Origin of the sequence: Nocardia ignorata NBRC 108230 (assembly GCF_001612905.1) — a bacterium.
Classification (GTDB): domain Bacteria; phylum Actinomycetota; class Actinomycetes; order Mycobacteriales; family Mycobacteriaceae; genus Nocardia; species Nocardia ignorata.
The window spans coordinates 13,063-25,398 of the sequence record NZ_BDBI01000036.1; the positions used below are offsets into that span (position 1 = coordinate 13,063).

The 12,336-nt window shown below is 64.9% G+C and carries 16 protein-coding genes and 3 tRNA genes; 18 read left to right on the forward strand and 1 reads right to left on the reverse strand.

What is annotated here, in order from left to right; translation table 11 throughout:
• The first annotated feature begins 20 nt into the window (after positions 1–20).
• The 13 genes from NI2_RS27365 (at position 21) to NI2_RS27415 (ending at position 9,095) form a co-directional block, all read left to right on the forward strand.
• The gene (locus NI2_RS27365; RefSeq protein ID WP_157104686.1) at positions 21–248 is read left to right on the forward strand and encodes a hypothetical protein; all 228 of its coding nucleotides are present in this window, start codon (positions 21–23) and stop codon (positions 246–248) included.
• Complete coding sequence (locus NI2_RS27370) at positions 245–2,179, forward strand: Hint domain-containing protein (RefSeq protein WP_067496553.1); 1,935 nt, start codon at positions 245–247, stop codon at positions 2,177–2,179. Before NI2_RS27365 ends, NI2_RS27370 begins: the two co-directional genes overlap by 4 nt.
• A gap of 76 nt (positions 2,180–2,255) precedes the next feature.
• Positions 2,256–3,875 carry a phage portal protein gene (locus NI2_RS27375; protein WP_067496556.1) on the forward strand — a complete coding sequence of 540 codons (1,620 nt, stop codon included), beginning with the start codon at positions 2,256–2,258 and terminating at the stop codon, positions 3,873–3,875.
• The gene (locus tag NI2_RS27380; protein WP_067496559.1) at positions 3,875–5,611 is read left to right on the forward strand and encodes a phage minor capsid protein; all 1,737 of its coding nucleotides are present in this window, start codon (positions 3,875–3,877) and stop codon (positions 5,609–5,611) included. The genes NI2_RS27375 and NI2_RS27380 overlap by 1 nt, the downstream gene beginning before the upstream one ends.
• Positions 5,608–5,877, forward strand: coding sequence for a hypothetical protein (locus tag NI2_RS27385; protein WP_067496562.1), 270 nt, complete (start codon positions 5,608–5,610; stop codon positions 5,875–5,877). The genes NI2_RS27380 and NI2_RS27385 overlap by 4 nt, the downstream gene beginning before the upstream one ends.
• A gap of 8 nt (positions 5,878–5,885) precedes the next feature.
• Positions 5,886–5,959, forward strand: a tRNA-Gln gene (locus NI2_RS34060).
• 1 nt (position 5,960) lies between these two features.
• A tRNA-Gln gene (locus NI2_RS27390) sits at positions 5,961–6,034 on the forward strand.
• 1 nt (position 6,035) lies between these two features.
• Positions 6,036–6,120: transfer RNA gene (locus NI2_RS34065), tRNA-Ser, on the forward strand.
• A 145-nt stretch (positions 6,121–6,265) separates the two neighbouring features.
• On the forward strand, positions 6,266–7,015 hold the full coding sequence (locus tag NI2_RS35765) for a hypothetical protein (RefSeq protein ID WP_067496565.1): 750 nt from the start codon (positions 6,266–6,268) through the stop codon (positions 7,013–7,015).
• A gap of 14 nt (positions 7,016–7,029) precedes the next feature.
• On the forward strand, positions 7,030–7,950 hold the full coding sequence (locus NI2_RS27400) for a major capsid protein (protein ID WP_067496569.1): 921 nt from the start codon (positions 7,030–7,032) through the stop codon (positions 7,948–7,950).
• A gap of 72 nt (positions 7,951–8,022) precedes the next feature.
• Positions 8,023–8,307: a hypothetical protein gene (locus tag NI2_RS34690; protein ID WP_067496572.1), complete on the forward strand. Its 285-nt coding sequence runs from the start codon at positions 8,023–8,025 to the stop codon at positions 8,305–8,307.
• Positions 8,308–8,310: 3 nt separating this feature from the next.
• On the forward strand, positions 8,311–8,730 hold the full coding sequence (locus NI2_RS27410; RefSeq protein WP_067496574.1) for a hypothetical protein: 420 nt from the start codon (positions 8,311–8,313) through the stop codon (positions 8,728–8,730).
• Positions 8,730–9,095, forward strand: coding sequence for a hypothetical protein (locus NI2_RS27415; RefSeq protein ID WP_067496577.1), 366 nt, complete (start codon positions 8,730–8,732; stop codon positions 9,093–9,095). Before NI2_RS27410 ends, NI2_RS27415 begins: the two co-directional genes overlap by 1 nt.
• A gap of 3 nt (positions 9,096–9,098) precedes the next feature.
• Here the strand turns inward: NI2_RS27415 and NI2_RS35770 are convergent, their stop codons facing one another.
• Positions 9,099–9,650, reverse strand: a complete 552-nt coding sequence (locus NI2_RS35770) for an endonuclease VII domain-containing protein (protein ID WP_208115423.1) — start codon at positions 9,648–9,650, stop codon at positions 9,099–9,101.
• An 84-nt stretch (positions 9,651–9,734) separates the two neighbouring features.
• Here NI2_RS35770 and NI2_RS34080 point away from each other — a divergent pair, with 84 nt between their 5' ends.
• From NI2_RS34080 to NI2_RS27435, 5 genes are all read left to right on the forward strand, one after another.
• Positions 9,735–10,196 (forward strand): hypothetical protein, encoded by a 462-nt coding sequence (locus NI2_RS34080; RefSeq protein ID WP_133734259.1) that lies wholly within the window; start codon positions 9,735–9,737, stop codon positions 10,194–10,196.
• Entirely contained in the window at positions 10,196–10,567 is a 372-nt protein-coding gene (locus NI2_RS27425; protein WP_067496580.1) for a phage tail termination protein, read from the forward strand. The genes NI2_RS34080 and NI2_RS27425 overlap by 1 nt, the downstream gene beginning before the upstream one ends.
• An 84-nt stretch (positions 10,568–10,651) precedes the next feature.
• Positions 10,652–11,566 carry an IPT/TIG domain-containing protein gene (locus tag NI2_RS27430; RefSeq protein WP_067496583.1) on the forward strand — a complete coding sequence of 305 codons (915 nt, stop codon included), beginning with the start codon at positions 10,652–10,654 and terminating at the stop codon, positions 11,564–11,566.
• A 118-nt stretch (positions 11,567–11,684) separates the two neighbouring features.
• A complete protein-coding gene (locus NI2_RS34085) occupies positions 11,685–11,837 on the forward strand; it encodes a hypothetical protein (protein ID WP_157104687.1) in 153 nt (50 codons plus the stop codon).
• 27 nt (positions 11,838–11,864) lie between these two features.
• Complete coding sequence (locus NI2_RS27435; protein ID WP_067496586.1) at positions 11,865–12,251, forward strand: hypothetical protein; 387 nt, start codon at positions 11,865–11,867, stop codon at positions 12,249–12,251.
• The last annotated feature ends 85 nt before the right edge of the window (positions 12,252–12,336 follow it).

The following is a 12,336-nucleotide window of genomic DNA, read 5'->3' on the forward strand; positions in this document are numbered from 1 at the left end:
TCGCTGATGACGCTTTCGAATTGCGGCAGCGAACCCGCAAATCCCGACCCTGCAACACGGGGGCTTGGCTGGCCTCGCTCGATGATCGCGATCGGCAGGCGCTCGACGCGCTCCTCGCGGACGGGCATCCCGTCGCGCACGTGTGGCGGCTCGCGGTGAAATACGGGCTCGATGCAGCCGAAACGCGCTTCCGAGTGCATTTCCGCCGCGACTGCGGATGCTTCGCCAACGTGGAGGTTGCTGCGTGACTCTCGCCGCCGACGCCGCTAACCTCACCAGCCGCGACCCGATCAACAAAGGCTCGATCGACGTCACCAGTGACGGCGCGACCGTCAACAACGTCGTCGTCGACGGGCCGATCAACGATGACTGGACCGCGGTGTTCGCGCTGTTCAATCTGAACGCGGCCGAATTCGAAGTCGTCGATGACACAGTCCGTATGTCGACGTGGCAGCAGTCCAAAGCCACCGAGGACGGCACCCGCGACGCCATCCAGCTGTACTCCTACAGCGCACGTTTTCGCCGCCGCAAGTCCAGCGACATCGCTCCGGAGACACTCACCGCCTGGCGTGACGCGCTACGCGCGCACCCGCTACCGACCCCCGCGCCGCGACGCCACGGCAGTACCTACGTGATCCTCGTGGCCGACCCCCAACTCGGGAAGAAGGGCACCGAGGAAGCGGTCGCGAACTGGCGCCGCGGCGTCGAAGCGCACCTGACGCTGGCGCGGTTCCTGGCACCCGAACTCGCCGCCGTGCATGTTGCGTTCATGGGCGACGAAACCGAAGGCGTCTGCAACAACTACTGCGTTGGCGCCGACGAGTTGGTTCTGACGAAGGACATGCGGTGGGTGCCCGCTGGAACGCTCCAAGCGGGCGATGAGCTGTACACCGTTGAAGAAGAACGGAAGTCGGCAGCCGGTCGCCGCTACGAGACTGGACGCGTGCTCGCTAACGAGGTCCGCGACCTCCCTAGCGTGCGCGTGCATTTCTCCGATGGCACTTCGCTCCTGTGCACCGCCGAGCATCCTGTTCTCGCCCGCACGGGCAAGTCAGGGCGTTGGAAGTGGGTCCGAGCGGACCGGCTGATGGACTACGACTACGAAGTGTCGAAGCTCGCCGATCCGTGGGAAACTGCCGAGTCGTTCGAAGCTGGCTGGATGTCAGGGCTTTTCGACGGCGAAGGCTGTCTGCAGGCTGCGGCAGGACGTGAACCCTGGCACTTGAACGTCTCACAGCTCCCCGGCCCCGTGCTTGAGAAGGCCAAGCGCATCCTGAGCGACCACAAGTTCGCGTTCCGCGAGGACACGAACTCAAAATCTCAGGTCGCGACGCTGCACCTTCTCGGCGGCTATGCCGAGGTTCTGCGTGCGCTCGGAACGTTCCAGCCGGTTCGGCTACTGCCGAAGGTTGGGCATCCGTACGTGCGGACCATGAACAACGTTCAGGTGATGAGCGTCGAAGAGGCCGGAGTCCTGCCGATCGCGGTGATGGGCACGACGTCTCGGACCTACATTGCGAACGGCATCGTGTCTCATAACACGAACCAGCCGCACACGGTCGAACTGAACATGTCGCGCCAGCTCGAGCTGGACTTCGACCTGCGCGTGTGGACGATCAAGGAAGCCGCCTCGCTCGGCTTGCCACTGTCGGTGTCCTCGGTGATCTCCAATCATGGTGAGTGGACCCGCAACGGCTCCAAAGACCCTGTAACAACGCAGGGCGACAACGCATCCACCCACATCGCCCGCCAAACGCGGAAGCTGTTCGACGAGCTCGCCGAACACGGCGCCGCCCCTGCCATCGACTGGCACATCGGCGCCGGCGACCCTGCCGTGACGCTGCGCCTGTCCGGTGTGGATTGCTATTTCAGCCACGGCTACATCGAGAAGGGTCGCGGCTCCTCATCGGAGACCCGCACCCGCAACGCGATCGAACGCCAAATCCTCGGCCGAACCGGAGAACTCGGCGCGACGTCGCTGTTCTTCACCGCCCACTACCACCACTTCTACTCCCAGGAATTCGAAGGCCGAACCCTTTTCGGTTGCCCGGCCCTGGAAGCGGAACGCTCGTCGGAATACATGCTGAACCAGTACGGCGTGTGGTCTCCGGCCGGAATGCTCGGCCTGATGGTCGGCGCACACAATTCGCGCGGCTGGTCGAACGTCAACGTGTTCTGACCGTTCCCTCCGCAACTCCCTCAACTTCATAGCGTTCGCCCGAGATTCGGCGCGCTGACACCCATTTGGAGGTGGCATGCCGCTGCCCGAATTCGCTGGCCAATTCCCGCCGAAACCCTGGGACACCGCCCAAGAGGGCTATGCGACTCACAGCGCTTGGTGGGAAGGCAACCCCGAAGCGCTGGAAGAGATCTACCGGCACACCGCGTTGGCACCGACCCCACGGGCATCACAACTGCGCGGTGGAATCGTCGGCCGTCTGGCTCGGTTCTGGTGGGGACGCCCTGTCATGCAGGACACCAAACGCCTGCACATCCCCGCACCCGCTGACGTTGCCACCACCAGCGCTGACCTGTTGTTCGGGCAACCGCCGAGCTGGTTGTTCAACGACGGCGACGCCACCAATCTCGAAGCGGCGCAGGACAGGCTGAATCAACTCCTCGACGGCGCTGATGTCGTCGCGACCTTTCTCGAGGCCGCCGAGATTCAGGCCGCGCTCGGTGGGGTTTTCCTGCGCCTGTGGTGGGACCAAGACGCCACCGACAAGGTGATGATCGGCGCGGTCGCCCCCGATTGCGCCATCCCGCAATGGCGGTACGGCGAACTCGCCGCGGTCACGTTCTGGACCATCGTCGGCAAGGACAAACGCGGCACCTGGCGCCACCTCGAGCACCACGAACCCGGTCGCATCGAGCACGCCCTGTTCTGCGGTGACGACTCCGACATCGGCCGCCGCATGCCGCTGGCCGAGATGGACGCCACCGCCTGGGCCGCTGAACTCGTCGACGAAGAGTCCTCGATCGCCACCGGCGTGACCGGGCTGACCGCCTGCTACATCCCGAACGTCCGACCAGCACGCAGGTGGCGCAACGTCCCCACCCTGTCCCCGTTGGGACGCAGCGACTTCGAAGGCGTCGAGCACCTCTTCGACGCGCTCGATGAAGCGTGGTCGTCGTGGATGCGTGACCTCGACCTCGCCAAAGGCCGCCTGTTCGTCTCGAACGAACTCCTCGACGACCACGGCCCCGGCCGCGGTGCATCCTTCGACCGGGAACGCGACATCTTCACCGGTGTCCCCGCCGACACGATGGACGAGCAAACCCGCCCGCTGGTGCAGGCCGAACAGTTCGAAATCCGCGTCGAGGAACACGCCAAGACCTGCGAGAAACTGCTCAAGCAGATCCTGCGCGCCTGCGGCTACAGCGCGGCTGACTTCGACGACGGCGAAGCTGTCGCTATCACCGCCACCGAGGTCTCGGCCCGCAAAGACAAGTCCAACCAGACCCGCAACCGCAAAATCCTGTACTGGCAGTCCGCAGTGCAGCCGCTCGCCCGCACGATGCTCGAGCTCGACCGGATCATCTACCCCGGCACCAGCTTCGAGCTCCTCGCCGAGCCGGAGATGAAGTTCCCCGTCCGCGTCGACCAGGACCCCGTCCAACTGTCAACCGCGATCGCGAACATGCGCGCCGCACAGGTCATGTCCCGCGAAACCGCTGTCCGGGAACGACACCCGAACTGGTCCAACGATGAAGTCGCCGACGAAGTGCAACGCCTCGCCGACGAATTCGACGTCCTCGTGCCCGATCACACCGGCGACTTCGGCCCCGCGATCGACAGCGAGGACGCACACAGCGACCTGCAGCAGGACAACCCCGCCCCGACGAAGAAGCCGGACGACGACGCGGAGGTCTGATGCCTCTCACCCCGTCCAACGGTGACCGCCACGCCATGCCGCTCGTCCGCCTCTACAAGGCGCTCGAGCTGGCTTTGTGGCGGTGGATCGCGAAGGTACTCGGCCTCGACGGCTTCGGCCGCCGATGGCTGATGCGGATCCTGATGAACATCCCGAAGTTCCGGGCCGGGGTCAGCAAACTCGTCGACGACGCCGGCGACCGCGCGCCCGCCCTGGTGCGGGAAGCGATCACCCGAGGATGGGCCGACGGCACCGCCGCAGCCCGCACCGATACCGGCAGCCACCGGTCACACACCGACGACCGGATCACCAACCGCCTGGTCGACCGTGTCCTCGACGCACTCGACGCCGCGAACAGTGGTCTACCCGCCGCCACCGAGGCAGTCCTCCGCCGCGCCGTCGACCACACCACGACAGCGGAAACCGCCCAGCAGCACCGGGAAGCGCTCGAACGGTCCCTGCAGCGCGACGCCCGACAAGGGTTCACCGCGCTGGTCGACACCCACGGCCGCCGCCGCGAGCTCGTCGCCTACGTCGAAGCACAGATACGCAACGCCGTATCCACTGCCGAAATCGAGGGCTACACACAGCAACTCGCCACCGACGGGCACGACCTGTTCGTCGTCTCCGATGTCCCCGGCTCCTGCGAAACGTGCCGACCGTTCGAAGGCAAAGTCATCTCGATCAGCGGTTCCACCGTCGGCGCGATCACCCGCAACACCAGCACCGGGAACACTGTCGCCGTCCACGTGATGTGCTCGCTGCGCGAAGCTCTCGACCGTGGCCTGTTCCACCCGAACTGCCGCCACACCATCCGAGTATGGACACCGGACAATCCGGCGCCACCGCGCGCCGTCCGCGTCAGCGAAACACGCCGCACTGCCCGCCGGGCAGCCGCTGCACAGCAGCGTGCCAACCGCGTACGCCAGCGCGTCGCGGTCGCGGCTGGTCGCACAGCCGAGGTGCCGCGCATGGCGCGCCGCGGCGACAGCAGCAACCCGCAACCCCAACCGGGCCCACGGACCCCACCATCGCCATTCGACAACGCCACCACACCTCTGGAAGTCGGCCAGATACTGCAACTGCGACACGGCCTTCCGGTAGAGGGATTCGATCTGCCCGGCCTGTCACTGGAAGTGGTGCAGGAATACGCACGAGCCGTCGACGACATGATGACCCGCTACCCGCAGATGCGCCCGAACCGCATCCTCATCGGCCCCGTCATGTCCCCGGACCCAGACCGAGTGTTCGGCGAAGCACCGAACCGTAAGCCCAAGGGGCAGCCGAGGACCGTCGACCATGTCGTCCTCAACTACCTGCACGCAGGCAACCCGGCCGTGTACCGGGAAGCGATGGAAGCTGACGTCGCAGACCACTACCACTCACCAGGGTTCGAGCAGCGCCCCGTCTACGCGGTCATCGTGCACGAGTTCGGCCACGTCCTCGACGTCGCCGGGCAACTCGAAGGCCGACGCGCAGCCGACGACGCACTCGACGCACACTTCCGAACGCACTACCCGAGGCGCACCGGCGAATCCCACGACGACTTCGCTGCTCGCTACGACAGCTGGCTACGCCAGCTGCCCGGCTACTGCTTCGACCTGGACGGCAACTTCTTCGCCCGCGAGGCGATCGCCGAAGCGTTTGCCGAGGTAGAGCTGCGCGGCGACAATGCCAGTGAACCCGCGAAAGTGCTGCACAAGCTGCTAGTAGACAAGTCGAGGAGTGCCCCGTGAGGACAGGCGCCCGCCGGCCCACCGATGACGAGCTCCGTACCCGATTTGAGTACGCGCTCGCCGCAGCCCGCGACCAGGGTGTCGACCTCACCGATCACCCCCTCGATACAGACACCGCGGACGCCCTGTCGGCCGTGGCAGAGGCGTACCCAAACCCGCCGGCTGAACTGATCGATGCGGCCGAGCGTGCGTTCCAGGGTTTGCTCGACGGCACCAACGGTGCCCGGCGGGCCGCATCGGCGCGAGCCAGGTTGCTCGGCGACTGACAATTCGTAGGCTCGTGATGTAACGACAGCATTCCGGATTTTGGCTCCGGGCGTTCAGGTTTGAATCCTGGCGAGCCTGCCACCGGCCTGTAGTGCAACGGCAGCACGTCTGACTCTGGTTCAGAAGGTTCAGGTTCGAATCCTGGCAGGCCAGCCAAGGAGATTTAACCGCCATGGTGGCGGGACCGCCTTGAAAGCGGCGCGGCCCCTCACGGGGCAGGGGTTCGATTCCTCAAATCTCCGCTCAAATAATTGAAGACTTCCCGCCCATTTTGCGCGGGTGCAAATAACCCCCAGTTCCGGCCATCTGGCCCTGGGGGTTTCGTCATTCCAACACCCCGTTCGGCCTGGTGCCACGGGTGTTTTCACGTGTCCAGGAGGCACATTCATGGCCGACGAAGCCAACACCCCCGCAACACCCACAACTGAAAACAGCACCCCCGTCGACACGGCACCCGCCGTCACCGACACCACCCCGGCTCCCGGTGACTCTGTACAGGCCACCGAGACCACCACCCCGGCCGCTGACACCGAACCAGCACCGGAAAAGCCCGCGAAAACCTACGACGAAGCCTACGTCAAGAAGCTTCGCGAGGAAGCCGCGGCGAACCGCGTCAAGGGCGACGAAAAGGCTAAGCAGGCAGCCCAGGAGGCCGCTGCTGAAGCCCAGCGAACCCTGACCGAACAAATCGCACGCACGCTCGGCCTGATCAAGGACGACACCCCACCCGACCCCGCCGACCTGCTGAAGCAGGCGCAGGACCGGGAAACCCAGCTCGCCGCCGAACGCGACTCGGTCGCCAAGGAACTCCGCGCACTCCGCATCGAAAAGGCACTCAACGATGCGGCCGAAAAATGCGACGGCGACACCAGCATTCTCGCCCCATACCTCGCCGGTACCGGTGCGCTGAACAAACTCGACCTCGCCGCAGACGATTTCGCTTCCCAGATGGAAGCCATTGTCGCCGCAGCCGTCGAATCCAATCCAAAGCTGAAGAAGACGACTGCCCAGGTGGCGGCTCCTCGCAGCGGCGGAGACCTCTCCGGGGGCAACGCAGCACCAAAGGTGCGCGGCCCCAAATCCGTTGAAGAAATCCGCCTCGAAATGCGCGCTAAGCGCGAAAACGGCGGGCTCTAACCTAGGAGCCACAATTGGCTAACACCTTTCTGACGCCCGATGTCATCGCGCGTCAGGTCCTCGCGAACCTGTACGAAAACCTGGTCATGCTGCCACTGGTCCACACCGGCTACTCCGGTGAGTTCCAGGCCAAGGTCGGCGACACCGTCAACGTGCGCAAGCCGGCGGTCCTGAACGCCGCGCTGTTCGACCGCACCGCCGGCATCCAGGTCCAGAACGCCACCGAGACCTCGGTGCCGGTCAAGCTGGACAAGATCGCCGACATCTCGCTCGAGATCACCGACGAGTCCGCGCTACTCGAGCTGGAGTCGATGGACGCCCAGATCGCCGTCCCCGCGGCCGAGGGCCTCGCCCAGTTCGTCGACCGGGCGATCATCGCCCACATGAAGGCCAACACCACTGCCTTCGCCGGTGTCACCCCTGCCGGTCATGAGTGGGACAAGCCTGAGGTCCTGATCGAGGCCGGTCGCCAGCTCGATATCCAGAAGGTCCCGAGCATGCGGCGCCACGCCGTCGTCGGCCCCACCGCCAAGGCCAAGTGGCTGAACTCGGATCTGCTGAAGCGCTACGACCAGAGCGGCTCGACCGAGGCCCTGCGTCGCGGCTCGATCGGTGACAACCTGTTCAACTTCGACGCCTACATGACCCAGAACATCGTGCAGCCTTCGGGTTCGCCGGCGTCGGGTCAGCCCACCACCGAGGTTGGTCTGGCGTTCCACGAGACCGCGTTCACGTTCACTTCGGTGCCGCTGCCTCGTCCGCTGTCTGCAGGCACCTCGTACGCGATCGAGACCTACAAGGGCATCAGCCTGCGTACCACGATCGACCGCGACCACGTGCACAAGCAGGACATCATCAGCTTCGACATCCTCTACGGTGTCGCGACGCTGGATGCCAACCGCTCCGTGCTGCTGCGCGGCCCGCTGCAGGCGTGACCTCCACCCCGCGCCACCTCAACCGGGTGGCGCTGGGGAGTGGTTGCCTACCAACACTTTTGGAGAGCCGCAGTGCCCCATTTTTACCGATACCTCCACGACCCCGCGTGGGTCATCGAGTCCGAGGACCCGCGCCCGGACCTGCTCGACTGGGCTTGGTGGACCGAGGTCGCCCCACCGGCCAAGCCGAAGCCCGAACCGGAACCTGCCCCCGAGCCCGAGCCCGAGCCCGAGCCCGAGCCTGAACCGGAACCTGCCCCCGAGCCCGAGCCCGAGCCCGAGCCCGAGCCTGAACCGGAACCCGAGGCAGCGCCCAAGCCTGCAGTCAAGTCGACCCGGCGCACCAAGGCAGCGTGACCGATGGCTGTGCTGATCTACGCCCAACCCGACGACCTCATCGCCGGCGGATGGTTGACCGGCACGGCCCCCGCCAACGCCGCGCTGCTGCTGCGGTTCGCGTCGATCCTGGTCCGCCGCGTCACCATGTGCGACCACTACGACGTCGACACCGCCGGGCTCCCCACCGACACCGCGATCGCTGAAGCGTTCCGGGACGCAACCTGCGCCCAAGCTGCCATGTGGTCACTGGCCGGGCTCAACCCGGTCGCCGGCACTGTCGGCCGTGAACTCGCGGTCGCATCCCAGACCGCCGACGGCGGGTCGGTCGTCTACGGAGACTCCATCACCGGCGCCGAAGTCGAACGTGCCCTCAAGCAGCTGCATTCGGCCGCGCTGCTGATCCTTCGCAACGCCGGGCTTGCATCCACGAGGCCGGACTGATGGTGAATTACGCGCACCCGACCTACCCCGCCGGGACCATGCTCACCGTCATTCGTGGCGCCGCCCGCAACTGGGAAGGCGACCCCGTCAACTCGACGGTGGTCGAGCACCAGATCGGGCCCTGCGATCTCAAATGGGCGACAGACACTGAGGACTCGACCCACGGTGAGCAACGCATGTTGGTCGCCCAGGTCACTGCTCCACACGGTTCGGACGTCCTAGAGACAGACCGAATCCGGCTGGGCACAAGGGAATTCGTCATCGACGGGCAAGTCCGCGAAACCCCGAACCCGTTCACCGGCTGGTCGACAGGTGTGCGGTTCAAGATCGCGAAGGACGGCAACAGTGGAATACGACGGGTCTGATGCCTACGCGCTCCGCAGCGTTCGAGTCGACGCCTGCCGCAAATAGGCTGCCGCCGCCTCCAAGATCGCCGGATCGTCGTCTACCAATCCGATAGCTCGATTGCAGCCAGAACATAGCAGGCCGCGAACTTGGCCTGTTGCATGGCAGTGGTCGATGGCGAGATCGATGAGTCGACCATCAGAATAGCGCTTCTGCGGTAGGCGGCAAATAGCGCACTTCCCGTCCTGAGCCTTCCACATACGCTCGTAGTCGTCGACCGTAAGTCCGTACTTGTAGACCCTGCGTTTACGTAGCTTCGGAAGGCGATTCCACTCCTCGGCCCGGCATGTTTTGCAGTGATACTTGACTCCGCGACGGTTCAGCCTTCCTTTTCCGAAGTCAGACAGAGGTTTCGCTGTAGAGCACGCAACGCATACTGCGACCCTCTCCACGCAGGTGTCGCACAGGTATTTCGATCTGGTGTTATGGACTTTAAGGCGACCATCCACCATTCGGCGCGCATCGGTCATGAAGGTCGCGTTACAGCCTGCGCAGTCCAGCAGCTTGAGCGTCATGTGGTTTCGGCACGGAATGCAACACGAATCAAGCCCATTTGCCCTGGATGGCCACGGTGCGAACTGGGATATTAGGCGTGCTCGGTGGCATCGGTAACACCAATGATGGTACGGCAAGCAATTGTCGCAGAAGTGTGCGCGCGGTTCTCGCCCGCGCGGGCCAACGGTGGAATAGCTGGAATCGCAAACGCGACAACGATAGTCAGTCATTTCGATTTCAAGTCTAGCAAATTCAAGCAGGTGATGCCATTGGAATACGACGGCTCAAGCATGGATATGGACGCATTCTTTCGAGGTTCTCCAGAGCTTGCCGAATTCCTCCAAGAAGTGGCGGAACAAGGGGCCGATAGATGGGCCATGCGCTCAAAATGGAGAACGGGCTACAACGCCACCCATACCGAAGCATTCACCGAACTAGACGCCACCGGGAAACAGCAAGGTGTCACCTACGCGTCCGGTTACTACGCCCGCTTCCGTGAACACGGCACCCGCTGGAACCGCCCCGAGCACGTGATGCGCGACTTCATCCGAGACGTGGAGGGTTAGTGCTTCCCTACCCAGATTTCGACGACGTGATGAAAGCGCTCCTCGACGACATCGCCCCCGTAGTCACCTTCGAGTCCGATGAGATCGACCCGCCCTACATCTACGTCACCCGCGTCGGCGGTCGGGAAGACGGCGTCGCCGACAACCCCGTGATCGACGTCGAGTACGTCGCCGCCACGCGCGCCGAATCCAAGACCCTGAAAACCGCAGGCCAAGAACGGATCCTGGCCGCCGGGAACACCGCGCCAGGCGGGTTCTTGATCGACGTTGCCGAGGAAGCGACCGGCGGCCAATACATCCCGCCGGAACGCCGCGACGCCCGCGGTGTGTCCGCGACGGTCCGCCTCTCCTACCGCAGGCCCCGCGCCTAGCCTCCGCCTCTCTCTTCTTCACACCACCCCGGGCCGCTCGATGGCTGGCGGGGTTCTCGGTGTGCCCAAATCAAGGAAACCTTCATGCCTGCTGTCACTTTCGAACAGCTCGCGGCCTGGAAGCCGGAGCTGATTCGCCGCCCGAACAAGGGCTTCGTGCTCATCGGCGACGACGACGCAACCATCCCCGCCGCGTTCACCTCCGGCGTCTCGGCTGAATTCCAGTCCCTCACCGATTTCGAGTCGCTCGGCTTTACCGCCAAGGACGCACCACCCACGTTCCGCCCCGAGGTCGAATCCAACGACATCGAAGCGTGGGGCGCGCTCGAGCCGCCTCGCACCGACATCATCTCCCGCAAGGTGACGGTGTCGACCACCCTGCTGCAGACCCAGCGGCGTTCGCTTGAGCTGTACTCCGGCATGGATCTGTCCGCGGTCACCGCCGACGCGACGACCAACGAAATCCAGTACAACGACCCCACCAGCCCGTCGACCCGCTACCACCGGTTGATCTTCGGCATGGTCGACGGCGACGGCGCCGACGCGATCTACATCCTGCGTATCCTGCCGCGTGCGATCGTCACCGAGGTCGGTGAGCAGTCCTGGTCGCAGGACGGCGCCCTGAACTACAACATCACCTGGGCGGGCAAGATCGACTCGACTCTTGGCTACTCGCTGAAGAACGTCATCTGCGGTCCTGGCGTCGCGAATCTCGTTGCGTCGATGGGCTTCTCCGCGACCGCCGCTGTTCCGACGGTCACCTCGCACCTGCCTGCGGGTTCGCTCGCCGCGGCCGGTGGCGAATCGGTGGTGCTCAAGGGCAACCACTTCACGGGCGTCTCCGCCGTCACTGTGGGTGGTACCGCCGCGACCGACTACACGCTGGTCGACGACAACACACTGGCGATCACCACCCCAGCCAAGACGGCGGGTTCTCACAACGTGATCGTCACCAACGCGACCGGCCCGTCGACCGCCTACGCGGTCACCTACGCCTGATCGCCCCCTGAACCGTCGCCCCGCGCGTGATTCCTGGCCGCGCGCGGGGCGACCCCTTTCCGCAACTTTCGCCAGGACCTCAGCCAGGAGAACACCTATGGCTTTCACCCCGATTCGCATGGTCTCTCCGGACGGCCGCGAATGCCTGGTCGGCTCGCCCACCGAGCGCGAAAACCTGCACGCACAGGGCTACCGCGCCGTCACCGAACCGGCCCCCACGCGCACCGCTGACCCCAAGCCAGCGACGCCGCGCCCCGCCCCTAAGAAGTAACCCTCCACTCCCGCCAGGAGAACGAAAATGGCTTCCAAGAAGACCACCGCTGTAACCGAGACCGCCCCCATGTCGCGATGGGCGAAGATGCGCGCCGACGCCGAGCAGGCTCGCGAGAAGACCGAACCGTACATGTTCGACGGCACCAACCCGCCCACCCCGGTGCATGAACCGGTGACTTCCGAGCAGGTGCTGGCCTTCGCCGAACTGATCGACAAACGCGGCAGCGTCGACCCCGCCAACCTCCCACGCCTGATCAAGGCTGTGCTCGGCGACTCCTACGACGCGGTCTGGGACGTGGTGCGAACCGTTGACGCCAACGTCATCCTCCCACTGCTCGAGGACATCAACGCCCACTTCCACTCCCTGCCGACCGAAGCCGGTGATCTGCCGGGGGGCGCCTCGGCCTCGTAATCCTCATCGAGGATTTCGGGGAAGAAATCGAATACGACCTGGCCGACCGGTTCGGTTGGGACCTGCTCGACTACTTCCGTGGTGT

Coding starts and splice junctions, on each gene's coding strand:
- NI2_RS27375 (WP_067496556.1), top strand. CDS start 2,256: ATGCCGCTGCCCGAATTCGCTGGCCAATTCCCGCCGAAACCCTGGGAC.
- NI2_RS27380 (WP_067496559.1), top strand. CDS start 3,875: ATGCCTCTCACCCCGTCCAACGGTGACCGCCACGCCATGCCGCTCGTC.
- NI2_RS35765 (WP_067496565.1), top strand. CDS start 6,266: ATGGCCGACGAAGCCAACACCCCCGCAACACCCACAACTGAAAACAGC.
- NI2_RS27410 (WP_067496574.1), top strand. CDS start 8,311: ATGGCTGTGCTGATCTACGCCCAACCCGACGACCTCATCGCCGGCGGA.
- NI2_RS27415 (WP_067496577.1), top strand. CDS start 8,730: ATGGTGAATTACGCGCACCCGACCTACCCCGCCGGGACCATGCTCACC.
- NI2_RS35770 (WP_208115423.1), bottom strand. CDS start 9,650: ATGACGCTCAAGCTGCTGGACTGCGCAGGCTGTAACGCGACCTTCATG.
- NI2_RS27430 (WP_067496583.1), top strand. CDS start 10,652: ATGCCTGCTGTCACTTTCGAACAGCTCGCGGCCTGGAAGCCGGAGCTG.
- NI2_RS34085 (WP_157104687.1), top strand. CDS start 11,685: ATGGTCTCTCCGGACGGCCGCGAATGCCTGGTCGGCTCGCCCACCGAG.
- NI2_RS27435 (WP_067496586.1), top strand. CDS start 11,865: ATGGCTTCCAAGAAGACCACCGCTGTAACCGAGACCGCCCCCATGTCG.